The 23,320-nt window shown below is 68.4% G+C and carries 24 protein-coding genes; 20 read left to right on the top strand and 4 right to left on the bottom strand.

Translation table 11 applies throughout. From position 1 onward, the window contains the following. Positions 1–134 precede the first annotated feature (134 nt). Entirely contained in the window at positions 135–1,265 is a 1,131-nt protein-coding gene (locus tag ACSQ2H_RS11965) for a Ppx/GppA phosphatase family protein (RefSeq protein ID WP_436061612.1), read from the top strand. Further along, the gene (locus ACSQ2H_RS11960) at positions 1,262–1,963 is read left to right on the top strand and encodes an RlmE family RNA methyltransferase (protein WP_436061611.1); all 702 of its coding nucleotides are present in this window, start codon (positions 1,262–1,264) and stop codon (positions 1,961–1,963) included. The genes ACSQ2H_RS11965 and ACSQ2H_RS11960 overlap by 4 nt, the downstream gene beginning before the upstream one ends. Here ACSQ2H_RS11960 and ACSQ2H_RS11955 read toward each other — a convergent pair. Then, a complete protein-coding gene (locus tag ACSQ2H_RS11955; protein ID WP_436061610.1) occupies positions 1,953–2,849 on the bottom strand; it encodes a LysR family transcriptional regulator in 897 nt (298 codons plus the stop codon). The genes ACSQ2H_RS11960 and ACSQ2H_RS11955 overlap by 11 nt on opposite strands. A gap of 54 nt (positions 2,850–2,903) precedes the next feature. Between ACSQ2H_RS11955 and ACSQ2H_RS11950 the strand changes: the two genes are divergently transcribed. The 5 genes from ACSQ2H_RS11950 (at position 2,904) to guaA (ending at position 8,888) form a co-directional block, all read left to right on the top strand. Further along, positions 2,904–4,100, top strand: coding sequence for an MFS transporter (locus ACSQ2H_RS11950; RefSeq protein WP_436061609.1), 1,197 nt, complete (start codon positions 2,904–2,906; stop codon positions 4,098–4,100). 71 nt (positions 4,101–4,171) lie between these two features. Continuing rightward, entirely contained in the window at positions 4,172–5,632 is a 1,461-nt protein-coding gene (guaB, locus tag ACSQ2H_RS11945) for an IMP dehydrogenase (protein ID WP_436061608.1), read from the top strand. After that, a complete protein-coding gene (locus tag ACSQ2H_RS11940) occupies positions 5,632–6,027 on the top strand; it encodes an MAPEG family protein (RefSeq protein ID WP_436061607.1) in 396 nt (131 codons plus the stop codon). The genes guaB and ACSQ2H_RS11940 overlap by 1 nt, the downstream gene beginning before the upstream one ends. 15 nt (positions 6,028–6,042) lie before the next feature. Next, a complete protein-coding gene (locus ACSQ2H_RS11935; RefSeq protein WP_436061606.1) occupies positions 6,043–7,332 on the top strand; it encodes an RsmB/NOP family class I SAM-dependent RNA methyltransferase in 1,290 nt (429 codons plus the stop codon). Then, positions 7,329–8,888 carry a glutamine-hydrolyzing GMP synthase gene (gene guaA / locus ACSQ2H_RS11930; RefSeq protein WP_436061605.1) on the top strand — a complete coding sequence of 520 codons (1,560 nt, stop codon included), beginning with the start codon at positions 7,329–7,331 and terminating at the stop codon, positions 8,886–8,888. The genes ACSQ2H_RS11935 and guaA overlap by 4 nt, the downstream gene beginning before the upstream one ends. Before the next feature lie 51 nt (positions 8,889–8,939). Here guaA and ACSQ2H_RS11925 read toward each other — a convergent pair whose 3' ends face one another. Both ACSQ2H_RS11925 and ACSQ2H_RS11920 read right to left on the bottom strand, forming a co-directional pair. Further along, complete coding sequence (locus ACSQ2H_RS11925) at positions 8,940–11,129, bottom strand: esterase/lipase family protein (protein ID WP_436061604.1); 2,190 nt, start codon at positions 11,127–11,129, stop codon at positions 8,940–8,942. 195 nt (positions 11,130–11,324) lie between these two features. Further along, the gene (locus tag ACSQ2H_RS11920) at positions 11,325–11,798 is read right to left on the bottom strand and encodes an Lrp/AsnC family transcriptional regulator (RefSeq protein ID WP_436061603.1); all 474 of its coding nucleotides are present in this window, start codon (positions 11,796–11,798) and stop codon (positions 11,325–11,327) included. A 126-nt stretch (positions 11,799–11,924) separates the two neighbouring features. Here ACSQ2H_RS11920 and alr point away from each other — a divergent pair, with 126 nt between their 5' ends. The 9 genes from alr to panB all read left to right on the top strand — a co-directional run bounded on the left by alr (position 11,925) and on the right by panB (position 18,540). Further along, on the top strand, positions 11,925–13,064 hold the full coding sequence (gene alr / locus ACSQ2H_RS11915) for an alanine racemase (RefSeq protein ID WP_436061602.1): 1,140 nt from the start codon (positions 11,925–11,927) through the stop codon (positions 13,062–13,064). Next, on the top strand, positions 13,061–14,317 hold the full coding sequence (locus ACSQ2H_RS11910; RefSeq protein ID WP_436061601.1) for a D-amino acid dehydrogenase: 1,257 nt from the start codon (positions 13,061–13,063) through the stop codon (positions 14,315–14,317). The genes alr and ACSQ2H_RS11910 overlap by 4 nt, the downstream gene beginning before the upstream one ends. A gap of 16 nt (positions 14,318–14,333) precedes the next feature. Then, positions 14,334–14,678: a RidA family protein gene (locus ACSQ2H_RS11905; protein WP_436061600.1), complete on the top strand. Its 345-nt coding sequence runs from the start codon at positions 14,334–14,336 to the stop codon at positions 14,676–14,678. A gap of 142 nt (positions 14,679–14,820) precedes the next feature. After that, a complete protein-coding gene (adhP, locus tag ACSQ2H_RS11900; RefSeq protein ID WP_436063568.1) occupies positions 14,821–15,834 on the top strand; it encodes an alcohol dehydrogenase AdhP in 1,014 nt (337 codons plus the stop codon). A gap of 44 nt (positions 15,835–15,878) precedes the next feature. After that, the gene (locus ACSQ2H_RS11895) at positions 15,879–16,226 is read left to right on the top strand and encodes an ArsC family reductase (protein ID WP_436061599.1); all 348 of its coding nucleotides are present in this window, start codon (positions 15,879–15,881) and stop codon (positions 16,224–16,226) included. 136 nt (positions 16,227–16,362) lie between these two features. After that, positions 16,363–16,734 carry a DUF6249 domain-containing protein gene (locus ACSQ2H_RS11890; RefSeq protein ID WP_436061598.1) on the top strand — a complete coding sequence of 124 codons (372 nt, stop codon included), beginning with the start codon at positions 16,363–16,365 and terminating at the stop codon, positions 16,732–16,734. Positions 16,735–16,761: 27 nt separating this feature from the next. Continuing rightward, complete coding sequence (locus ACSQ2H_RS11885) at positions 16,762–17,337, top strand: RNA polymerase sigma factor (RefSeq protein WP_436061597.1); 576 nt, start codon at positions 16,762–16,764, stop codon at positions 17,335–17,337. Continuing rightward, positions 17,330–17,710 carry a hypothetical protein gene (locus tag ACSQ2H_RS11880; RefSeq protein WP_436061596.1) on the top strand — a complete coding sequence of 127 codons (381 nt, stop codon included), beginning with the start codon at positions 17,330–17,332 and terminating at the stop codon, positions 17,708–17,710. Before ACSQ2H_RS11885 ends, ACSQ2H_RS11880 begins: the two co-directional genes overlap by 8 nt. Before the next feature lie 2 nt (positions 17,711–17,712). Continuing rightward, positions 17,713–18,540, top strand: a complete 828-nt coding sequence (gene panB, locus ACSQ2H_RS11875; RefSeq protein ID WP_436061595.1) for a 3-methyl-2-oxobutanoate hydroxymethyltransferase — start codon at positions 17,713–17,715, stop codon at positions 18,538–18,540. Here panB and ACSQ2H_RS11870 read toward each other — a convergent pair. Continuing rightward, positions 18,537–18,797 carry a helix-turn-helix domain-containing protein gene (locus ACSQ2H_RS11870; protein WP_436061594.1) on the bottom strand — a complete coding sequence of 87 codons (261 nt, stop codon included), beginning with the start codon at positions 18,795–18,797 and terminating at the stop codon, positions 18,537–18,539. The two genes, panB and ACSQ2H_RS11870, sit on opposite strands and share 4 nt — an antisense overlap. A 304-nt stretch (positions 18,798–19,101) precedes the next feature. On the opposite strand from ACSQ2H_RS11870, the gene ACSQ2H_RS11865 reads away from it, so the two are divergent. The 4 genes from ACSQ2H_RS11865 (at position 19,102) to ACSQ2H_RS11850 (ending at position 23,315) form a co-directional block, all read left to right on the top strand. Continuing rightward, positions 19,102–20,364, top strand: coding sequence for a dicarboxylate/amino acid:cation symporter (locus ACSQ2H_RS11865; protein ID WP_436061593.1), 1,263 nt, complete (start codon positions 19,102–19,104; stop codon positions 20,362–20,364). After that, the gene (locus ACSQ2H_RS11860; protein ID WP_436061592.1) at positions 20,361–21,050 is read left to right on the top strand and encodes a TetR/AcrR family transcriptional regulator; all 690 of its coding nucleotides are present in this window, start codon (positions 20,361–20,363) and stop codon (positions 21,048–21,050) included. Before ACSQ2H_RS11865 ends, ACSQ2H_RS11860 begins: the two co-directional genes overlap by 4 nt. 100 nt (positions 21,051–21,150) lie before the next feature. Continuing rightward, complete coding sequence (locus ACSQ2H_RS11855; protein ID WP_436061591.1) at positions 21,151–21,927, top strand: tetratricopeptide repeat protein; 777 nt, start codon at positions 21,151–21,153, stop codon at positions 21,925–21,927. Next, complete coding sequence (locus ACSQ2H_RS11850) at positions 21,924–23,315, top strand: outer membrane protein assembly factor BamB family protein (protein WP_436061590.1); 1,392 nt, start codon at positions 21,924–21,926, stop codon at positions 23,313–23,315. Before ACSQ2H_RS11855 ends, ACSQ2H_RS11850 begins: the two co-directional genes overlap by 4 nt. The last annotated feature ends 5 nt before the right edge of the window (positions 23,316–23,320 follow it).

Genomic DNA, 23,320 nt, shown 5'->3' with positions numbered 1-23,320 from the left:
CGCCTGTGAAACGAGGCGCCGGCGTCGGCGCCTGCTAGGGACGGATGTCGGTCCATGAGGGTGGCGCTGTTGAGCGCGTTCGGGCGGAACGTGCTCCAAGGCCTTGAAATGCAAGCGTTTTGGTCGCCGTTCCGGTGACCGCGACGCTTGATCGGATTGCAGACTCCGGGTCCCGGAAACCCCCGGTCGCGTCGGCGGCGGATTCGCCGTGCTATGGCGCGCTCGATCTGGGTACGAACAATTGCCGCCTGCTCATCGCAACCCCTATGGGGCGAGGATTTCGCGTCGTAGAGGCCTATTCGCGCATCGTGCGGCTCGGCGAAGGCCTCTCGCAGACGGGGCGACTATCTGACGCAGCCATGGAACGTGCGCTCGCCGCGCTCAAGGTCAGCGCCGAAAAGGTGCGCCGCCGCAAGGTGATCAAGCTCAAGGCGATCGCCACTCAGGCCTGCCGTGCGGCCGACAACGGCGCGGAGTTCGTGGCGCGGGTCGCCGCCGAGACCGGACTGAATCTTCAGATCATCACGCCGCGGGAAGAGGCGCACCTGTCGGTGGCCGGCTGCCTCAACCTGCTCGATCGCCAGGCGCAGGCTGCGCTGGTGGTCGATGTCGGCGGCGGTTCGACGGAGCTTTCGTGGGTCGACCTGACCGCAGGCGGCTTGGACACCGAACTCGGCAAGTTCTCGGCCTCACAACTGCCGATCAAGGCGTGGCTGTCGATTCCGATCGGCGTGGTCACTCTGGCCGAGCGCTTCCCGGAGGGCGAACGGGCGACCGAGGCCTGGTACCGGGCCATGGTCGACGCCGTAAAACGCGAACTCGCCGGCTTCCGGCACGCGGACGAACTGCGGCCGATATTCGACGCGGGCGCTGCGCATCTGGTTGGGACTTCCGGCGCGATCACCAGCCTGGCGGGGATGCACCTTGGTCTGCGGCGTTACGATCGCAGCGTCGTCGACGGGATCTGGATGAGCCGGGCCGAATGCGACGCCGCCGCCCAGATGCTGCTTGAGCTCAGTCCCCAGGAGCGCGCCGGACAGCCGTGCATCGGGCCTGACCGCGCTGACCTGGTGCTGGCCGGCGCCGCCATCTTGCAGGCGGTGCAGGAACTCTGGCCCTGCACACGCGTGCGCGTCGCCGACCGCGGACTGCGAGAAGGCATCCTGATGTCGCTGATGTCGGGGGCCGGGAAGCGCAAACGCCGACGCCGCCGTCGGCGCGGCCGTGGATCGAGCGCGGGTTCCGCTGTAAACGCTTCCGAATGAGCGAACCTCCCCGCAAGCGTATGGTCAAACCGCCGTCTGGCGGACTGGAAGAGGGCCGGGGAAAACCCGCCCGCCTCAAGACGGCCAAGGATCGCACGCCGTCCCAGCAGGCCTGGCTGAATCGGCAGATCAATGACCCGTTCTCGGCCAAGGCGCGCGCGCACGGCTATCGCAGCCGCGCGGCCTACAAGATGACCGAGCTCGACGACCGTCTGAAGTTTCTGAAGCCTGGCGCGCGGGTCATCGACCTCGGCCTGGCGCCCGGGGGCTGGACGCAGGTGGCGATCGAGCGCGGCGTCACCAACATCGTCGGGGTCGATCTGCTCCCCGTCGATCCGTTGCCGCCCGCCCACATTCTGGAGATGGACTTCACCGATCCGGAATGCGGCCCCAAGCTTATCGAGTTGCTGGGCGGGCTGCCGGACGTCGTGCTGTCGGACATGGCGCCAAACACGGTGGGCCATAGGCGGACCGACCACCTGCGGATCATGGGTCTGATCGAGGCGGCCGCGGATTTCGCGATCAGCGTTCTGAAGCCGGGCGGCGCATTCGTCGCCAAAGCATTCCAGGGCGGGGAGACGGCGGAGGTCATCGGCCTGCTCAAGCGGCACTTCACGGATGTGAAGAACCTCAAGCCGAAGGCCAGCCGCGCCGATTCCTCGGAAGTCTATCTGATCGCGACCGGCTTCAAGGGCTGACTGGCGCGGGGGCGGTCCCGGCGCCTTCAGCCAGCAGCCAGTCGCGGAACCGGTCGAGCGCACGGCTGGTGACTCCCGACGTCGCGGTCATCGCGAAGGCGCTCTCCGCCTTGCGGAAGCCCATCGGCGCGACCAGCCGTCCGTTGCGGATGTAGTCCGCTACGAGCGGCCAGGGCATGACTGCAGCTCCCAGTCCGGCGATCGCGGCGTCGATCGCGAAGTGGAGGTGGGCGAACGGCTGCTCCGGGCCCGGGGGCAGATCAACGCCGGTCAAGGCGGCCCAGATGGCCCACCCTTGCGGATGGGTCTGGGCCGTCAGCCGCGGCGCGGCCTGCGGCGCGCCGGCGAAGCGCTCGGCGAGGGCGGGGGACATCACCAGGCCCAGGTGGTTGGCGATGAAGCCTGTCGTCTCCGGCTCGCTGAGGCGGCTGCTCGGAACGATGCGGACGACCGCATGCGCCCCGCGATATGACGTGGCGTGCGAAGGCAACTCGGCCAATTGCAGGTTCACGTTCGGGTGGGCGGCCGTGAAGCGGGCCAGCCGCGGGATCAGCCACTTCACCGAGACGCTGGCGTTCACCGCGATCAAGAGGTCCTCGCCGCCGGCGCGGACCTGCCCGACGGCGGTGGCGATCTGATCGAAGGCCGAGGTCAGCGCGGGCAGCAACCGCCGGCCGGCGTCGGTCAGCTCCAGCCGGTGCTTGGGGCCGCTGAACAGTCGCACGCCGAGTTGGTCTTCGAGCGCCTTGACCTGGCGGCTGACGGCGCTGTGGGTGACGTTCAACTCGTCGGCCGCCAATGTCGCCCGGCCAGTGCGCGCCATCGCCTCGAAGGCCCGCAGGGCGTTCAGCGAGGGGATGGCTCGTGATGTGAGATTTTCGAACATCTCGCGTCGAATATATCGTTTTCCTCAAAAGACCAATTGCCTCAGAAGCTCGCCATGTCAGGAGAGCCCACCCAGTCGCGACCGCCTAAGCTGCTCGTCACGCTGATCCTGGGCCTTGGCCAGATCGTCGCTTTCGCCTCCAGCTACTACCTGATGGGCGCCCTGGGCGACCCGATCGCCCGCGACCTTCATCTCGCTCCGACCGTCTTGTTCGCGCTCACGTCAGCGTCCCTCGCGGTGTCGCCGATCCTCTCGACCGCCGCGGGCCGCTGGATCGATCGGCGAGGCGGCAAGGTCGTGCTGTTGGCCTCCAACGTGATCTTTGCGCTGGCCTTGGCCCTGCTCGGCTGGGCGCCTGATGCGATCGGCCTTGGCCTCGGCATGGCGGTGCTTGGCCTGGGCATGACCATCGGCATGTACGGCACGCCCTTCGCCATTCTGGTGTCGCTCTACGGCGAGGAGGCCCGTCGGCCGATCACCGGCGTGGCTGTGTTGGGCGGATTGGGTTCAGCCGTCGGATGGCCAGTCACCGCCTGGCTCGCCGAGACCTGGGGCTGGCGCGGCGCCTGCCTGGCCTGGGCGGCGGTACACCTGCTGATCTGCCTGCCGCTCGTCGCAGTGGTCACGCCAAAGATCCTTGCGCACGCTCGCCATGCGGCCGACCAGCCCGCCGCGCCCGTGGTCTGGGACCGCCGCATGATCCAGCTCGCCACGATCTTCGCCTGCGCCTGGTTCATTTCCAGCGCCATGGCCAACCACCTGCCCAGGCTGCTGGCGAGCTTCGGCCTCCCCCCTGGCCGCGCGGCCGCGGTCGCCGGGCTGGTCGGCTTTGCGGCCGTCGGCGTGCGCCTGGCCGAGTTCACAGTCCTGCGCCGCGTGCCGATCCTGATCTCCACGCGACTGGCGACCTTGCTGCATCCGCTTGGCGCGTCCTGCCTGGCCGCACTCGGCGCCCAGGCCGCGCCCCTGATGGCGCTGGGGCAGGGCGGGGGCAACGGCATGATCACGGTCGCCAAGGGCGTTCTGCCGCTCACCCTCTTCGGGCCCGCCAACTACGGCTACCGCTCAGCCCTGCTGTCGCGCCCGGCGCTCGTGCTGCAGGTGGCCGGTCCAGCCCTCTACGGCCTTGCATTGGCCGAGTCGCCGACCCTGGCCTTGGCGCTGTCGTCGGGGCTTTGCCTGGTCATGTTCGCCATGACTTTCGGCCTTCAGAACCGTCACCAACCTCAAAAGGAGCACGCTGCGGCATGATTACGCTCGATCCGGCCCTTGCCGGGAGCGCCCGAGAGGGCTTATACGCGGCTCGCAAAATGGAGCCTTACATGGACATTCGCGAAGGTCTCACCTTCGACGACGTTTTGCTGGAACCGGGTGCGTCCGACGTGATGCCCACCCAGGTGGACACCGCCACCAAGTTCACTCGCGAAATCAGTCTCAACATTCCCCTCGTGTCCTCCGCCATGGACACGGTCACCGAAAGCCGCCTCGCCATCGCCATGGCCCAGGCTGGCGGTCTGGGCGTGCTGCACCGGAACCTCACCGTCGAGGAGCAGGCCGACCAGGTCCGCGAGGTGAAGCGCTACGAAAGCGGGATGGTCATCAATCCGCTGACCATTCACCCGGAGACCACGCTGCGCGAGGTCCGCGAGATCAAGGCGCGCCGCAAGATCTCGGGCTTTCCGGTCGTCGAGCCGGGCACGGGCAAGCTGGTCGGCATCCTGACGAACCGCGACATGCGCTTCGAGGGCCGCGACGACATCCCGGCCCGGGAGCTGATGACCAAGGACAACCTGATCGTCGTGCGCCAGGGCGTCACCCAGGCCGAGGCTCGTGAGCTGCTGCGCAAGCACAAGATCGAACGCCTGATCGTCGTCGACGACGACTATCACGCGGTCGGCCTGATCACGGTCAAGGACATGGAAAAGGCCCAGGCCTATCCGTCAGCGGCCAAGGACGCCCAGGGCCGCCTGCTGGTCGGCGCCGCCTCGACCGTCGGCGACGCCGGCTACGAGCGCTCGATGGCGCTGGTCGACGCTGGCGTGGACGTGGTGGTGATCGACACCGCCCACGGCCACAACGCCGATGTCGCCAAGGCCGTCGGCCGCCTGAAGCGCGAAACCAACCGCGTGCAGATCGTCGCTGGCAACGTCGCCACCTATGAAGGCGCGCGGGCCCTGATCGACGCCGGCGCCGACGCCGTGAAGGTCGGCATCGGTCCGGGCTCGATCTGCACCACCCGCATCGTCGCGGGCGTGGGCGTGCCGCAGCTGACCGCCATCGCCGACGCGGTTCGCGCCGCCAAGGGCACCGACGTTCCGGTCATCGCCGACGGCGGCATCAAGTACTCGGGCGATCTGGCCAAGGCGCTCGCCATGGGCGCCCAGGTGGCCATGATGGGTTCGGCCTTCGCCGGCACCGACGAGGCTCCGGGCGAGGTGTTCCTCTATCAGGGCCGCTCCTACAAGGCGTACCGCGGCATGGGTTCGCTCGGCGCCATGGCCAACGGCTCGGCCGACCGCTACTTCCAGAAGGAAGTCTCGGCGCTGAAGCTGGTGCCGGAAGGCATCGAGGGCCAGGTCGCCTACAAGGGGCCGATTGGGGCCATCGTGCACCAGATGGTCGGCGGCCTCCGGGCGGCCATGGGCTATGTGGGCGCGCCGGACCTCGAGACCTTCCGCAACAAGGCGCGGTTCATCCGCATCACCGGCGCGGGACTTCGCGAAAGCCACGTTCATGACGTGATGATGACCCGCGAGTCTCCGAACTATACGAGCCCGGTCTGATGACCATGGCCGTCGAACTGAAGCTGCTGGGCGTGGCCGTGATCATCGGCCTGGTGCAGTTGATCTGGGCGGCGGTCGCGGCTCGGGGGCAGCAGGGACTGGAGTGGGGCAGGGGGCCGCGTGACGAACCCCGGCCGCTTTCTGGAAACGCCGCGCGGCTGGAACGCTCGTTCTCCAACTTCATGGAGACGTTTCCGCTTCACGCCGCGGCGGTTGTCGTGGCGTACCTCGCGGCCAAGCTCGGCGATCTGACGATGTGGGGCTCGCTGCTCTATGTCGTCGGTCGCGCACTGCACCCGTTCGCCTACATCCTCGCCGTTCCCTTTGCGCGCAGCCTGGTCTGGTTCGTAGGGTTCGGCGGCACTTTGGCGGTCGTGGCCGCCATCTTCCTCTGACTATGAGAATAGCCTTTGCGTGACGGCGGACGCCTCTCCGCAGCCATCGAGATTCTCACCGACGTCGAGACGCGCCACCGGCCTGTGAAGCTGGCGCTGAAGGCGTGGGGCGATGCGTCGCGATTTGCTGGTTCCAAGGACCGCGCCTGGGTCTCGGGCTTGGTGCTCGACGTCCTGCGCCGCCGCCGCTCGCTGGCTTGGCGCATGGGCGACGACAGCCCCAGGGCTGCGGTGTTCAGCGCCCTGCACGTGCTGTGGAACTGGCCGGTCGAACGGATCGCCGAGGCCGCGGCCGATGCGCCGCACGGGCCCGGCGAGCTCAGCGACACCGAGCGTGCGGCCCTGGTGCAGCCCCGCGACCTCGCCGACGCGCCGCCGTCGATCCGGGGCGACTATCCCGAGTGGCTCCAACCCTCGTTCGGTCGCGCCTTCGGGCACGATGCGGCTCTCGAAGGGGCGATGCTGTCCGAGCGCGCGCCGGTGGACCTGCGGGTCAACACCCTGAAGACCGACGCCGAGCAGGCGCTGAAGGCGCTGGTGCCGCTCAACGCCGAGCCGACCGGCGTCCTGCCCAACGCCTTGCGCATCGCCGCGCCGGATCCCAGCCAGCGCAGCCAATCGCTGGAGGCCGTTCCGGCTTTCTCCAAGGGCTGGTTCGAAGTCCAGGACCTGGCCTCACAGATCGCCGCGGAGGCCGCCGGTGAGATCGCCGGCAAGCAGGTGCTGGACCTGTGCGCCGGGGGCGGGGGCAAGACCCTGGCCCTGGCCGCCGCGATGGCCAACAAGGGCCAGATCTACGCCTACGACAGCGAAGCGCGGCGGCTGGCCGACACCGTCCGCCGGTCCGAGCGGGCCGGGGTGCGGAACCTGCAGGTCCGCTCGCCGATCTACGCCGACGCGCTGAAGGGGCTCGACGGCAAGATCGACGTGGTCTTCATCGACGCGCCCTGCACCGGCACCGGCGCCTGGCGTCGGCACCCGGACACGAAGTGGCGGCTGAAGCCGGCGACCCTGGCGCAACGCACGGCCGACCAGGACGCGGTGCTCGACCACGGCGTCCAGTTCGTGAAGCCTGGCGGGCGGATCGTCTACGTCACCTGTTCGGTACTGCCCGAGGAGGACGAGGACCGCGTCGCGGCCTTCCTCGAGCGCTGGATGGACTTCCGCGTGATCCCGGCCACCCAGAACCCGCACCTCGTTTCCCATCTCACGGCGGAGGGTTTCCTTCGCCTCTCGCCCCGCAGCTCGGCCACCGACGGCTTCTTCGTCGCCGTGCTTGAGCGCGCCAAATGGACCCCGCAATGACCCAGCCCGCCCACGAGAAAGTCCTGATCGTCGATTTCGGCAGCCAGGTGACCCAACTCATCGCCCGTCGGGTTCGCGAGAGCGGCGTCTATTGCGAGATCCATCCGTTCGACAAGATCGACGACGTGCTAGGCGGCTTCTCGCCGAAGGCGGTGATCCTGTCCGGCGGCCCGGCCAGCGTCCACGAGGACGAGAGCCCGGCCGTCACCAAGAAGATCTTCGAACTGGGCGTGCCGGTGCTGGGCATCTGCTACGGCGAGCAGACCATGTGCGCCGAACTGGGCGGCCGGGTCGAACCGGGCACGACCCGCGAATTCGGCCGCGCCGAGATCGAGATCGTCAAGGAAAGCCCGCTGCTCGACGGCCTGGGCGGGATCGGCCACCGCGAGGTGGTCTGGATGAGCCACGGCGACAAGGTCACGGCCCTGCCGATGGGCTTCGAGGCGGTGGCGGTGTCGGAAGGCTCACCCTTTGCGGTGATCGCCGACGAAGGCCGCCGCTACTACGGCATCCAGTTCCACCCGGAGGTGGCGCACACCCCCCGCGGCGCGCTGATGCTGCGTAACTTCGTCCACAAGATCGCCGGCCTTAAGGGCGACTGGACCATGGCGGCGTTTCGCCAGGAGATGGTCCAGAAGATCCGCGACCAGGTGGGCGAGGGGAAGGTGATCTGCGGTCTGTCCGGCGGGGTCGACAGCTCGGTCGCCGCGGTGCTGATCCACGAGGCGATCGGCGACCAGCTGACCTGCGTGTTCGTCGATACCGGGTTGTTGCGGAAGGACGAGGCCACCCAGGTCGTGACCATGTTCCGCGATCACTACAACATTCCGCTCGTCCACGTTGACGCCGGTGATCTTTTCCTCGGCGAGCTGGCCGGCGTTTCGGACCCGGAGACCAAGCGCAAGACCATCGGCAAGCTGTTTATCGACGTCTTCGACAAGGAAGCGGCGAAGATCGACGGGGCCAACTTCCTCGCCCAGGGCACGCTCTATCCCGACGTCATCGAAAGCGTTTCGGCGCGCGGCGGGCCGTCGGCGGTGATCAAGAGCCACCACAATGTCGGCGGTCTGCCCGACTACATGAAGCTCAAGCTGGTCGAGCCGCTGCGCGAACTGTTCAAGGACGAGGTGCGGGTGCTGGGCGTCGAACTGGGCCTGCCGCCGCAGTTCGTCGGCCGCCATCCGTTCCCTGGCCCGGGTCTGGCGATCCGTATTCCGGGCGAGATCACCCGCGAAAAGGTCGCCGTGCTGCAGCAGGCCGACGCCATCTATCTCGAGGAAATCCGCAAGGCCGGGCTCTACGACAGCATCTGGCAGGCGTTCGCCGTATTGCTGCCGGTTAAGACGGTAGGGGTGATGGGCGATGCGCGCACCTACGAGGACGTTCTGGCCCTGCGGGCGGTCACCTCGACCGACGGGATGACGGCGGACTTCTTTGAATTTCCTTGGGAAGTTCTCGGCCGCTGCGCCACGCGGATCATCAACGAGGTGCGCGGCGTGAACCGCGTCGTCTACGATGTGACCTCCAAGCCGCCCGGCACGATCGAGTGGGAATAGGGGGCTAGCGGCAGGTTTTCCGCCGCTGACCGCACTTACCTGCCGGAAGGGTCAGCTCGGGCTCGACCAGGTCGAGAGCACGACTTTGCGTTCGACCTGATCCTCGTTCCGAAGGGTCAACGTCCAGTCGCCCGGGGTGATCGGCCTCTCGACGTACAGCGATCTGAAGATCTGGCTGGCCTCGGGCTTGCCCGCGAGGTTCTCGGCGGCGACGGCGCCCTTGTCGTCGGTCAGGGTCGCGGAGACCTGGCTGGCGGCCACGAAGGTCACGCCCAGGTTTCGGGCCTGCCTGACCGGGATGACGACCTTCAGGGTCTGGCCCGGGGCCAGCTTCGCGATCTGCGAGAAGTCGGGGACGGCGACGTCGGCCGCACTGCCGTCCGAGGCGTCGAGGCCCTGGCCAAGGGCGCTGAGCGCCGACAGTTTCACCGGCTGGGCCGCGGCCTTGGGGCCGATCGCGACCCGCGGCTTCACGAAGGACGAGAAGCCCTCCACGCCGGTCATGCTCGTATGCAGGACGCTCTGCTGCTCGGTGTCGGCGATGGTCCAGGTCGCGGAGGGAACGGTCACCACGCCGTCGTTGGCGTCGAACATATAGCAGATGGCGGGCAGGGGATTTCCGGCCAGGACCGAGAACTCGACGCCCTTGCGGTTGGCGTGGGCCGCGTTGAATTGGGCCACCACGCTCGGCCGCAGATCGCGCAGAGCGTCCATCGACTCCCCGGCGGTTTCCATCGGCGCGCTGATCATGTCCGCGCAGCGGCTGCCCATATTCGGGGTGCCGAGCATCACCAGGTGCGAGACCTGCGGTTTGCCGTCGGGATAGGTCGGCATGGTCGCGTGGATGTATCGCCGGCTGATCAGACCCCCCATCGAGTGGGCCACGATGTCGACGTGCCAGGCGTTGCGGTCCTGTTGGGCGTACTTGACGTAGAGGCCGAGCTCGACGGCGTTCTGGGCGATGGTGTTGGTCGGGCCCAGATTGCCCACTTCATCGCCGGTGCGCATACGGCCGTGCTCAGGCTTTTCGCCGACCGGGAACGCCTTCCAGTCGTAGGAGTGGCTGGTGGTGAGGATGTTCTGCCAGACCTCCCAGGCGCGCCAGTTCGACCATAGGCCGTGCACGAGTACGAGCGGTTTAGGCGCGACCTTCAGGTTCTGGGTCTTGTCGTCGACCTTCTTTCCGGCGTCTTCGAGCTCGGTCCTGATGCGCTGGACCAATCTCGGCCGGCCGTCGTCGTACCAGGCGTAGCCCGAGGAATCCCACTTGAACGACACCTCGGCCTGCTCACCGGCTGGGACCGTGACCGAAAGCTCCTCGATCAGGCTGTCAGGCTTGTCGCCGTCCCACTTGTCGCCCTTGTAGGTCTCGCGGAACTTGATGGTCGCCGACTTCTCGTCGGGGCCGTCATTGGCGACGGTGGCCGTCACACGGACGATGTTGCCGTCGATCGTGCCCTTCTGCTCGGAGATCTCCTGCCAGGCCTCCCAGGTCGGGAAGCGCATGTCCTCGAACTTGACCTCGACCAGCCGCAGCGCGCCGCCGCAGCGGCGCAGGTTCCATTTCAGGGTTTCGGTCGTCCCAAAGGACGTGACCGAGTGGCTGCCAGACAGCCGGTCGGGGTCGGAGGGCGAGACCCGGTCTTCGCCGCTGCTCGAGAAGGTCAGCCCGTTGATGGTCGTGGGCATGTCGGCGATGCTCTGGTTCACGCCCTGCTTGGGGGTGCACTGGCCGCTGTAGCTCGATGACGTCGAACCCGAGGCGGTTCCCTTCACTTCGGGCAGCCGAACGCCGACGGTGTATTCGCCATTCGAGCTCATGCTGATGTTGACGCCAGCCTCGAGCCCGCTGCCGTTGGCGCGGGTCTGGCTCTTGGTGACGAAGGCGCCGGACATGGCGCGCGGGGTCCGCGTGCCGGGGCAAATGTGCTGGTCGTTGGCGGCCGTGGTCTCGGTCGAGATCGAGCTCAGGTTGATGTTCGCACGGCCGAGGCTCTGGTCAGGCTCGGGCGCAGGTCGCACGGCGATCTGCGCAGCGTATTCGTAGGTCATCGACCAGGTGGTCGTGTCGACGCCTTTGCGGGAGACGCGCTCCACGGTCTTGGAATTGCTGTCGGCTTGGGATCGGAAATACTGCACCGAGCCAGACCAACCGCGCGTGCACTGTGCGGCCTCGGCCACGACGGGGACCGCCGTTGTCGACAGCATCAGACCAATGGCGAGTGCCGGAAAGGTGCGCAAATCGATCCTCCAGATCCCGGTGTCTGAACGGCGGCGCAGATTTGCTTCCCCCGTGCCGGCCATCGGCGTCGACGCCGGCGGGGGGCCATCTCGCGGGCGGGCCCGCGGCTGAAGTAAAATGCTACCAACAACGCGATCTGTGGGACGAAAACCACCGAGGAGGCCCCTCGTGCGCTCGGGCCTCCGGGCTCGGGATCAGCCGGCCTTGCGGCGGGCGGGGCGCTGCTGGAGGACGTTGCGCATCGCCAGGCTGGAATGGATGCGCGCGACGCCGGGCAGCCGCGAGAGGATGTCGGTGTGGATCGCCTCGTAGTCGGCGGTGCTCGCGCCGGAGACCCGCAGGATGTAGTCGACGTCGCCGGTCATCAGGTAGCACTCCTCGATCTCGGGGTGCTCGCGAACGGCGGCCTCGAAGCGGCGCAGATACTCCTCGGTCTGCTTCTCGAGGGTCAAACGCACGATGGCGATGATCCGACCTTCGGAATCCGGTGCGGCGATGATGGCGGTGTAGCCGCGAATGACGCCGCGTTCCTCGAGCATGCGGATGCGACGCAGGCAGGCCGAGGCCGACAGCCCGACCTCGGCGGCCAGTTCGCTGTTGGGCCGTCGGCCGTCCAGCCGAAGGAGTCGGATCAGGCTGCGGTCGATGTCATCCAGGGCGATGGTCATGTGTTGCTTGGTTGTGCAAGAAAGATGCGCAATGTGCCGCGTGGTCGTTGAATATACGACGATGAGGCGAAACGTTCGAATAATCTTCGAGTAGCCTCTAGCGCGCCGACAGACGGGAGGCGAGCGATGGCGAATTTCGAGGATCCGGCCGAGGCCCTGGCGGGCGGGCGCCTGACCATCGACCTTGCCGCGCTGCGCACGAACTATTCGCTCATCGCCGAGCGCGCCGCGCCGGCCCGCGCCGCCGCGGTCGTGAAGGCCGACGCCTACGGCCTCGGGGCCGAGCGCGTCGTCCGCACCTTGGCGGAGGCCGGCTGCCGGGACTTCTTCGTGGCGGTGATCACTGAGGCTTTGTCACTCGTCACGCATGCGCCGGCCGAGGCGCGGATCTACGTGCTCAATGGTCTGCCGCCGGGCGCTGAAGCCGTCTGCGCCGACGCGGGCGTCGTCCCGGTGCTGAATTCGCTTCCTCAGATTGAACGCTGGCGAGCGGAGGCCCGGCGGCGGGGCGTTCGGCTGGCGTGCGTCGTCCAGGTCGACAGCGGAATGTCGCGCCTGGGCCTGGCGCCTGGCGACATCGACAACCTTCCCGCCGGCCTGATGGACGATGTCGAGGTGGTGCTGGTGATGAGCCACCTGGCCTGCGGCGACACCCCGGGGGCGGCGGCGAACCAGGAGCAACTGGCGCGCTTCGAGGCGTTGGCCGATCGCATCGGGCCCGCTCTCCCGCGCTCTCTGGCCAATTCCGCGGGCGTGTTCATCGCTCCGGAGTTCCGTCAGGACCTCGTGCGTCCGGGGTTGGCGCTTTATGGCGCGGCGCCGATCGACGGGGCGGCGAGCCCTGTCCGCCCGGTCGTGCGACTGGAGGCGCGGGTGATCCAACTGCGGAGCATCGAAGCCGGCGCCGGCGTCGGTTACGGCCTGACCTATGTCGCGCGCGAGCCGCGGCGACTGGCGAGCGTGAGCGTCGGCTATGCCGACGGCTGGCCTCGACGGCTGGGCGGCCGGGCCGCAGCCTATTTCGGCGACGTTCGGTTGCCGATCGTCGGGCGGGTGTCGATGGACAGCATGACCCTGGACGTCAGCGATTTGCCGGCTGGGGCGCTGAGCGAAGGCGACTTCGTGGACCTGATCGGCCTCAACCAGACGCTGGAAGCCGTCGCGGCCGGCGCCGAGACCATTGCCTATGAAATTCTGACCGGGCTGGGGAAGCGCTATTCGCGCACCTACCTGACCCATGACGCGCGCGCGGAGATCGACGCATGAAGGTGGCAGTCCTGGGCGGCGGGGTGATCGGCGTCACCTCCGCCTACTATCTCGCCAAGGCCGGTCACGAGGTGACGGTGCTCGAGCGCCAGCCGGGACCGGCGCTGGAGACCAGCTTCGCGAACGCGGGCGAAATCTCGCCGGGCTACGCCTCGCCCTGGGCAGGGCCCGGCGTTCCGGCCAAGGCCGTGAAGTGGCTGCTGATGGAGCACGCGCCGCTGATCCTGCGGCCGAAGCTGGACGCGGCGACGATCGGCTGGCTGCTGTCGATCCTGCGCAACTGCACGGAAGGTCGCTATGCGCTCAACAAGAGCCGCATGGTGCGGCTGGCCGAATACAGCCGCGACCTGCTGATCGCCCTGCGGGCGGACACCGGCATCGCCTATGACGAGCGCAGCCGCGGTACGCTGCAGCTGTTCCGGACCCAGGCGCAGCTGGACGGCATCGGCAAGGACGTCGAGGTGCTGAAGTCGTACGGCGTGCCCTACGAGGTCCTGGACGCGGCGGGCTGCGCCGGCGCCGAGCCGGGCCTGGCCAACGCGCTGGAGCCGATCGTCGGCGGCCTGCGCCTGCCGCATGACGAGACCGGCGACTGCTTCAAGTTCACCAATGCGCTGGCCGAACTGGCCAAGGGCCTGGGCGTCGAGTTCCAGTTCGACACCGCCATCGCCGGCCTGCGCAAGGAGGGCGACCGCATCGCAGCCGTGCGGACGAGTCGGGGCGAGGTCACGGCCGACGCCTTCCTGGTGGCGATGGGCAGCTATTCGCCGGCCTTGGTGCGGCCGTTCGGGATGAAGCTGCCGGTCTATCCGGTGAAGGGCTACTCGATCACCGCCCCGATCCTCAATGCCGAGCGCGCGCCGGTCTCCACCCTGCTGGACGAGAGCTACAAGGTGGCGATCACCCGGCTGGGCGATCGCATCCGGGTCGGCGGCATGGCCGAGATTTCCGGCTTCAACAACGACCTGCATCCGCGCCGCCGGCGGACCCTGGAGCACTCGATGCAGAGCCTGTTTCCGGGGGCGGGCGACGCCGCGGCGGCGAGCTTCTGGTCGGGCCTGCGGCCGATGACCCCGGACGGCACCCCCGTAGTCGGCGCGACGCCGATCGGGAACCTCTACCTCAACACCGGGCACGGCACGCTCGGCTGGACGATGGCCTGCGGATCAGGGCAGGTGATCGCCGACGTGATCAGCGGCGCTGCGAGCGCCATCGACACCCGGGATCTGGCGATCTCGCGATATTCAAACTGAGAAGGAAATGAGCCCCATGGCGATCGAACGTATCGAAGCCGGCCCCCGCATGAGCCAGGCCGTCGTCCACGGCGACACGGTCTATCTGGCGGGTCAGGTCGGCGCGCCGGGCGAGAGCGTCACCGTCCAGACCCAGCAGGTGCTGGCCCAGATCGAAAAGCTGCTGGCCGCGACGGGCAGCGAGAAGTCCAAGATCCTGACCGCCACCATCTGGCTGGCCGACATGGCCGACTTCGCCGAGATGAACGCGGTGTGGGACAAGTGGGTCGATGGCAAGGACGCCCCGGCCCGGGCCACCGGCGAGGCCAAGCTGGCCACCCCGGACTACAAGGTCGAGATCATCATCGTCGCCGCCCGCTAAGGGCGCTGACGGTCGAGACAAGAGGCCCGGCGGAACGCTCCGCCGGGCCTTTTTCGTGCCGAGCGGGCCTGGCATCGTGGAACCGCGCCGGGGGCGAGCGACTTCGTGATGCGACGAGTCCCGCAGGAGCGCGCCCATGATCATGAAAGCCGCCGTCGCGCGGGCCTTCGGCAAGCCGCTGACCATCGAGGAACTGCCGATCCCGCAGCCGGGTCCGGGGGAGGTGCTGGTCAAGATCGCGGCCTGCGGCGTCTGCCACACCGACCTGCACGCCATCGACGGCGACTGGCCGGTCAAGCCGACCCTGCCGTTGGTGCCGGGCCATGAAGGCGTCGGCCATGTGGCCGCCGTGGGCGCGGGGGTCGCCGATCTGAAGGAAGGCGACGCGGTCGGCGTGCCGTGGCTCTACGACGCCTGCCGGGCCTGCGAGTTCTGCGAGACCGGCTGGGAGACGCTGTGCACGCGCCAGCGCAACACCGGCTACAGCGTCAACGGCGCCTATGCGCAGTACGTGCTGGCCAGCGCCCCGTTCGTCGGGCGGCTGCCCAAGGACGTCGATTTCGTGGCCATGGCGCCGATCCTCTGCGCCGGGGTGACGACCTACAAGGGGCTGAAGGAGACCGAGGCGCGGCCCGGAGAGTGGGTGGTGATCTCGGGCATCGGCGGCCTGGGCCACGTGGCGATCCAGTACGCAAAGGCCATGGGCCTGAACGTCGTGGCGATCGACGTCGCCCAGGACAAGCTGGACCTGGCGTCCCACCTGGGCGCGGACCTGGCGGTCGACGCGCGTCAGCCGGACGCCATCGAGCGCGTGCAGCGTCTGACCGACGGCGGCGCGCATGGGGTGCTGGTGACGGCGGTGTCGCCGTCAGCCTTTCAACAGGCCATCGCCTGCGCCCGGCGGCGGGGAACGGTGGCGCTGGTCGGCCTGCCGCCCGGCGACTTCCCGACCCCGATCTTCGACGTCGTGCTCAAGCGGATCACGGTCCGCGGCTCGATCGTCGGCACGCGCCGGGATCTGGCCGAGTCGATCGCCTTCGCCGCCGACGGCAAGGTGAGGGCCACCGTGACCGCTCGGCCCCTGGCCGAGGTCAATGCGGTGCTGGACGATCTGCGGGCCGGTCGGGTCGAAGGGCGCGTGGCGCTGACGATGTAGTCGCGATAAGTCGGAGCTTGGCTAGACCCAGGCGGATTCGACCGATGAGCATCACGATCTACGGCATCAAGGCGTGCGACACGATGAAGAAGGCGCGCACCTGGCTCGACGATCACGGTGTGGCCTACGGCTTCCACGACTACAAGGCGGTCGGGATCGACCGTGCGAGCCTGGAGCGCTGGGCCGGCCAGGTGGGCTGGGAGGTGCTGCTGAACCGCTCCGGCACCACGTTCCGGAAGCTGGCGGACGCCGACAAGGCCAACCTGAACCAGGACAAGGCCATCGCACTGATGCTGGAGCAGCCGTCGATGATCAAGCGTCCGGTTCTGGACGTCGATGGCCAGCTGCTGGTGGGGTTCAAGCCCGACGCCTACACCGCGAAGTTCAGTTAGGTTGAGGGGCGGGGGCGTTCTTCACCAACATGAAGAACATTTCATGCGCCCGCCTGCATCCGTACGCTTAGGTCGGCGCCTCTTCCCATCAGAACGGGGCCGATGAGCCACCCGCACTGAGAGAAGGAAGAGCACAATGGAAGATATCCTGGTCCCGCTGGGGTTCTTCGCCATGATCGCCGCGATCGTCATCGTGCCGCGATACCTGAAGAGTCAGGAGCGTCAGAAGCTCCAGGAGACGCTGCGCGCGTCGATCGAAAAGGGCGCGGAGTTGCCGCCCGAGGTCGTCCAGGCGCTGACCAGCGACGCCAAGGCCCCGCCCTCGTCGTATCGCGACATGCGCGCCGGGATCATCTGGCTGGGCGTGGCGATCGGCTTCGCCTCGCTGGGCGTGGCGGTGTCGTTCTCCGAGCCCGACGCGCTGTACCCGATGCTGGGCGTGGCGGCGTTCCCCGGCTTCATCGGGCTGGCGCTGATCGCGCTGTCGTTCATCTCCCGCGGCAAGTAGCCCGCAAAGGGGAGGGGAAAGCCCCTGATGTCGGGCTCTCAAAACAACAGGCTCGCAAGCGCCCATGACGTGGAACTGGCCGCGCTGGCCGCCACGGGCGACCGCTCGGCGTTCGGCGAGCTGGTCCGTCGGCATGGCTCGGCGGTGCGCGGCCTGCTGCGCCGGATGGGCGCGCCGCCAGCCGAGGCGGACGACGTGGCCCAGGACGCGTTCCTGACCGCCTTCGAGCGGATCGGCGAGTTCCGCGGGCAGGGCACGTTCGTCGCCTGGGTCCGCAAGATCGCGGCGCGGGCCTATCTGCGCCGCCTGCAGCGCGAACGGAAGATCGCGGCGCTGACCGCGGCGGACGAGGACGTCGCCGCGACGCCCGACGCCGCCGGCCGTATGGACCTGGACGACGCTTTGCGGGGGCTGGGCGCGGCGGAGCGGATCTGCGTGTCGATGTGCTACGGCGCGGGGCTGTCCCATGCCGAGGCGGCCGACGCCTTGAATCTGCCGCTTGGAACGGTCAAGTCGCATGTCAAACGTGGTCTGGAGAAGCTCAGAGCGCGACTGGCGCCGGCCGACGGCGCTCCGCTGGAAGGGAGGCGCGGGAATGGCTGAGCTCGAATTCGAGCGGCGTCTTGAACGCCTTTTCGCCGAACCGCCGGCCTTCTCGGACGAGAAGGCCTTCGCCGTGTCTGTGGAGCGCAAGCTGAACCGCGGCTGGAATATCCGGCGCTGGATCATCGGCGCCGCGGGCTTGGCCGGCGGCGTCATCGGCGCCAGCCAGCTGATCATGTCCAACTTCGTCCATCAGGTGGAGAACGCGTCGGAAGGGTCCACGCGCCTGCTCCAGGCCGGGGTGCAGCAATTGGCCCCGCGCTCGGATCTGCTCGCAGCGCTGCCGGCGGGCTCTTCCGTGGTATGGATCGCCAGCGGAATGGCGGTGCTCGCCATCGGCTTCGTGGTGACCCGAGTGTTCGAGGAGTTTTAGTGATGTCGGCTCAGCGTCAGGAAACCGTACGGCGGATCGCCGCCCCCGATATCGCCGCCCGCAAGGGCGGGGTGCCGGTCGTGTGCCTCACCGCCTACACCGCCCCGATGGCCGAGATCCTCGACGACCATTGCGACCTGCTGCTGGTCGGCGACTCGCTGGGCATGGTCGTGCACGGCCTGCCCAACACGGTCGGCGTGACGCTGGAGATGATGATCCTGCATGGCCAGGCGGTCATGCGGACGTCGAAGCGGGCGATGGTGGTCGTCGACATGCCGTTCGGCTCGTACGAGGGCTCGCCTGAAGTGGCCTACGCCAATGCGGCGCGGGTGATGAAGGAGACCGGCGCCCAGGCGATCAAGGTCGAGAGCGGCCCCACCGTGGTCGACACCATCGACTACCTGGTCAAGCGCGGCATCCCAGTGATGGGCCACGTCGGCCTGCGCCCGCAGGCGGTGCACGTCGACGGCGGCTTCAAGGCCAAGGGCAAGGGCGGCGACGAGCGCGCCCGCATCCTGCAGGAGGCCAAGGCCACCGCCGAGGCCGGCGCCTTCGCGGTCGTGGTCGAGGGCGTGGCCGAGGGTCTGGCCCGCGAGATCACCGAGGCGATTTCGGTCCCGACCATCGGCATCGGCGCCTCGGCCGGCTGCGACGGTCAGATCCTGGTCACCGACGACATGCTGGGCCTGTTCGACTGGACGCCCAAGTTCGTGCGTCGCTACGGCGACCTGCGCGGTGAGATCAGCAAGGCGGTCGCCGGCTATGCCGACGACGTCCGCGCCCGCCGCTTCCCGGGACCGGCCGAGATCTACTTCGCCAAGGCCGGCTAGAACCGCCGCAATCCGGAAACGTCCAGCCCCGGTTCGAACAGGATCCGGGGCGAGACGTGCAGCGCGGTGATCAGCGCGTGCATCTGCGTCGAGGGCAGGCGCAATCGGCCGTGTTCGGCCATCGACAGCTGCGTGTGCGGAATCCTCGCCCGGTCGGCGAGATCGTCCAGCGCCAGGCCCCTGGCCTCGCGGACGGCTTTCAGTCTCCGGCCGACGGCTTCGAGGTCCGCGCTGACCGGAGGCAGCGATATGATCATCGCCGGTCCTCCCTGATGGGCGAAGCTTAGGACCAATTGGGCGGCCAGCCCAATCAACTTATCCTATTGAATAGATAGATGGTTTCGATGCTGCGGCGCCGTGCGGGAGCAGGGTGTCCCGCCATGGACGTGTGTCGGGATGAGGTCTGCAATCCACATAAAAACAACGTCCTATGCGATAATGCTGACATGAAGTGCATTGCGGCCGGTCGACGCCGATCTGACGAGCGACCCGAGCCCGGATCGCCTCAGCGAAGTGAAATCCGGTTTCGCGGGCGCCCGAACGCGCACTAGTTTCAGGCCGATGGCCAAGCTTTTGAACGTGATCCGGGCGGCCGGCGCCCAGACGACCGTGCGTATTCTGCTCGCCCTGGTCGCCGGCCTGATGGTTGGCGCCGCGTTGGCCGAGCATCCGTCGATCGACAAGATCATCGCCGTCGCCGATCCGATCGGCGGGCTGTGGCTGGACGCCCTGCGCATGACCATCGTGCCGCTGGTCTTCTCGCTGCTGGTGGTCGGCGTGTCGGCGGCGGCCGGCACCGCGGCGGCCGGCGGGACCGCGGCGCGGGCGCTGGGCCTGTTCGGCGTGCTGCTGCTGGCCAGCGCGCTATTCTCGGCGCTGGCGGTGTCGGGCGTGCTGGCTGCGTGGCCGGCGCCGCAGGCGGCGGTCGCCGGGCTGCGCGAGGCGGCGGGCCATTCAGCCCAGAAGGTGCCGGACTTCCCGACCATGGGCGCATGGCTGCGCGCCTTCATCCCGACCAATCCGATCGAGGCGGCGGCCGAGACCAACATGGCGCCGCTGGTGGTGTTCGCGCTGCTGTTCGGCTTGGCGCTGACCCGCATCCGCACCGAACTGCGCAACGGACTGACGAACGTCTTCCAGGCGGTGATGGACACCATGCTGGTGCTGGTCCAGTGGGTGCTGCTGGTTGCGCCGATCGGGGTGTTCGCCCTGGCGCTGATCGTCGGGGCCAAGGCCGGGTTCGGCGCGGCCGGCGCGCTCGGCCACTACATTCTGATCTTGTCGGGCGTCTGCATCTCGGTCGGGCTGCTCTCATACCTGCTGGCGCTGGCGGCCGGCGTGCCGCTGCTGGCCTTTGCGCGGGCGGCGGCCCCGGCCCAGGCGGTGGCGTTCTCGACCCAGTCCTCGATCGCCTCGCTGCCGGCGATGATCGCCGGCACGCGCCAGCTTGGCGCGTCCGAGGCAAGCATCGGCGTCGTGCTGCCGCTGGCGGTTTCGCTGTTCCGGATCACCAGTCCGGCGGCGAACCTGGGCGTGGCCATCTACTGCGCCCACGTGTTCGGCGTGCCGTTGAATGCGGCCTTGCTGGCGGCCGGGATCGGCGTGGCCGCGGTGATCAGCCTGGCCTCGGTCGGGCTGCCCGGCCAGATCACCTTCTTCACGACCACCGGGCCGATCTGTCTGATCATGGGCGTGCCGCTGGAGCTGCTGCCGATCCTGCTGGCGGTGGAGACCATTCCCGACATCTTCCGCACCGTCGGCAACGTCACCGCGGACATGGCGGTGACCTGCCTGGCCAAGGGCGTCGAAAGGGGCGCCAAGTGACCCGGACGGCGAAACCGGCCCCGCCGACGCGCGGCCGACGCAAGAAGGGCGAAGGGCCTGACCTGCGCAAGGCCATCCTCGACGCGGCCGAGCAGCTGTTCGCCGCACACGGGTTCTATGGGGTGACCACCCGCCAAGTCGCGGCCGAAGCAGGCGTCGATACGGCGCTGATCCACTACTATTTCGGGGCCAAGCGCGACCTGTTCGACGCGGTGTTCGCGCGGCGCGCCGAGATTCTCAATGCGGTCCGAGTCGAGGCCATGGCGGCGTACGAGGCGCAGAGCGGCGGCGTGATGACGCCGCGCGGCGTCGTCGCGGCGTTCATTGAGCCGCTGATCGAGATGTCGCTGACCGGCGAGCCGGGCTGGAAGAACTACTTCCGGCTGGTGGCGCTGGTGAACAACACCCCGGCCTGGGGCGGCGAAACGATGCACCACTTTTTCGACCCCGTGGTCCACCAGTTCATCGACACCCTGCGCAGGGTGATGCCCCAGGCGCAGCTGCCGGATCTCTACTGGGGCTACCAGTTCCTGACCGGGTCGATGATGCTGGCGTTGTCGGAGACAGGCCGGATCGACCAGCTGTCGGAGGGCCTGTGCCGATCGACCGATCTGGCGGCCGTGCGCGCACGGCTGTTCGACTACTGCGCGGCCGGCTTCGAGGCGATCGCCGCGCCGCGGCCTTGAGCGCGGCCTGCGGCGACGGTCCGCCGTTGCAGCCGCGCGCCCACCGCTATAGGTTCCGCCGCTCTGAACACTAACGCCTATTCGCGCGGAGTCCCCCGACGTGGTCGATGTCTTTGATGAAGTCGAGGAGCAGCTTCGCTCCGAGCGCTACAAGTCGATTGCCCTGAGGGTCCTGCCGATTCTCGGCGGCGTGCTGGTGGTGGCGCTGGTCGCCGCCCTGGCGGTCTGGGGCTATCAGCATTTCCGCAGCCAGGCGGCGGCCGAGGCGTCCGAAAAGTACGCGCAAGCGATCGAGGCGTTTAACGCCGGACGCCGCGACGACGCCATCCGGCTGTGGGGCGAGGTGGGGCACGGCTCCTCCAAGGCCTACAAGTCGCTGGCCCTGCAGCACCTGGGCGGCCTGAAGATCGCCGACAACAAGACCGCCGAGGCGGTGAAGCTGTTCGACGAGGCCGCCGAAGCTGCGCCGAACAACATCATCGGCGACGCCGCTCGCCTCAAATCCGCCTTCGCGTTGCTGGACACGGCTCCCTTGAAGGACATGGAGGCGCGCCTGACGCCGCTCACCGAAGAAGGCCGCCCCTATCGCGCCCAGGCGCGCGAGGCGTTGGCCTTTTCCAAGCTGATGGCCGGCGACCTGGCCGGCGCGCGTAGCGACTTTACGGTGATCGGCCTGATGGCCGACGCCGGCGAGGCTTCGCGCCAGCGTGCGGAGGCGGCTAAGGCCCTGATCGATTCCGGCTCGGCCAAGGCCCTGCCGGCGACCGTGAAGGCCGCCATGGCCCTGCCGCCGCCGGTGCAGCTGCCGCCCGGCGCGGTCCCGCCGGGCCTCGCGCCCCAGGCCGCCCCGCAACAGTCCGCCCCCGGAGCCCAATGACGTCCATGCGCCGTACCAGCCTCCTTGCTCTGTTCCTGGCGGCGAGCGTCGCCGTGACCGGCTGCTCGACCGTCAATCGGCTCAACCCGTTCAACAAGGGCGATGAAGGCCCGCAGGAAACCGCTTCCGAAGGCGAACGCATCGCCATCGTTGCGGCCGACCAGACCCTGGAAGTCGCCGAGGCCCTGAAGGGCGCCGACTTCTTCCTGCCGACTCCGGAAGTGAACACCAGCTGGTCGCTGCCGGGAGGTTCGCCCGAGCAGTCGATGGGCCATGTCGAGGCGGGCGGCAGCCTGTCGATCGCCTGGAAGCGCGGCTTCGGCGCCGGGTCCGACCGCGGCGCGCACGTGACCGCCACGCCGGTCGCGGCCAACGGCAAGATCTATGTGATGGACGGCGAGGCGTCGGTCTCGGCGTTCGACGCCCAGTCGGGCGCGCAGCTGTGGCGCACCAACCTGCGTCCCGACTCCAAGCGCGACAAGGAAGCCTTCGGCGGCGGCCTGGCCCTGGCCGACGGCAAGCTCTACGTGACCTCGGGCTATCGCTTCGCCGCCCAGCTCAACGCCGACACCGGTGCGGTGACCTGGCGCACCAGCACCGAGCAGCCGATCCACGCGGCGCCGACGGTGTCGGGCGGCCGGGTGTTCACGGTCGCGGTCGACAACACTCTGCTGACCTTCGATGCGGCGACCGGCGCGACGGGCTGGACCTATCAGGCGCTGTCGGAATCGGCGCGGATCCTGGCCGCCTCCAGCCCGGCGGTGTCGGGCGATACGGTCGTGGCCTCGTTCGGCTCGGGCGAACTGGTGGCGCTGCGAGCGGGCAACGGCAACGACCTCTGGAACGAGGCGCTGAGCCGCGCGAACCGCAACAACGCGCTGTCGGAGATTCGCGACATTCCGGGGCGTCCGGTGATCTACCAGGGCGACGTGTTCGCGGTCAGCCACTCGGGCGTATTCGCCGCCACCGACCTGCGCAGCGGCCAAGCGCGCTGGAGCCTGCCGGTGACCGGCATCACCTCGCCGTGGCCGGCGGGCGACGTCGTCTACGTGGTCTCCAAGGCCGGTGAAGTGATCTGCGTGGCGCGCGAGAGCGGCCAGATCTACTGGATCACCGACCTCGGCAAGGACCGCGAGTCGAACGGCGGCGGCTTCATGGGCATCGGCAAGAAGAAGTTCACGACGCGGCCGATCTGGTCGAGCCCGCTGCTCGCCTCCAACAAGCTGATCGTGGCCGGGTCGACCGGCGAACTGGTCGCCCTCAACGCCAAGACAGGCGCCGTCGAGAACACCGTGAACCTCGGTTCGCCGACCCTCATCAGCCCGATCGCCGTCGCCGGCACGGTGTATGTTGCGACCGACAAGGCGCAACTGATCGCGCTGCGCTAAGCGGA

The organism is Phenylobacterium sp. LjRoot97 (assembly GCF_964254345.1).
Classification (GTDB): domain Bacteria; phylum Pseudomonadota; class Alphaproteobacteria; order Caulobacterales; family Caulobacteraceae; genus Phenylobacterium.
Note: the sequence above shows the minus strand (reverse complement) of the source record. Positions and strands in the feature narration are given on the sequence as shown.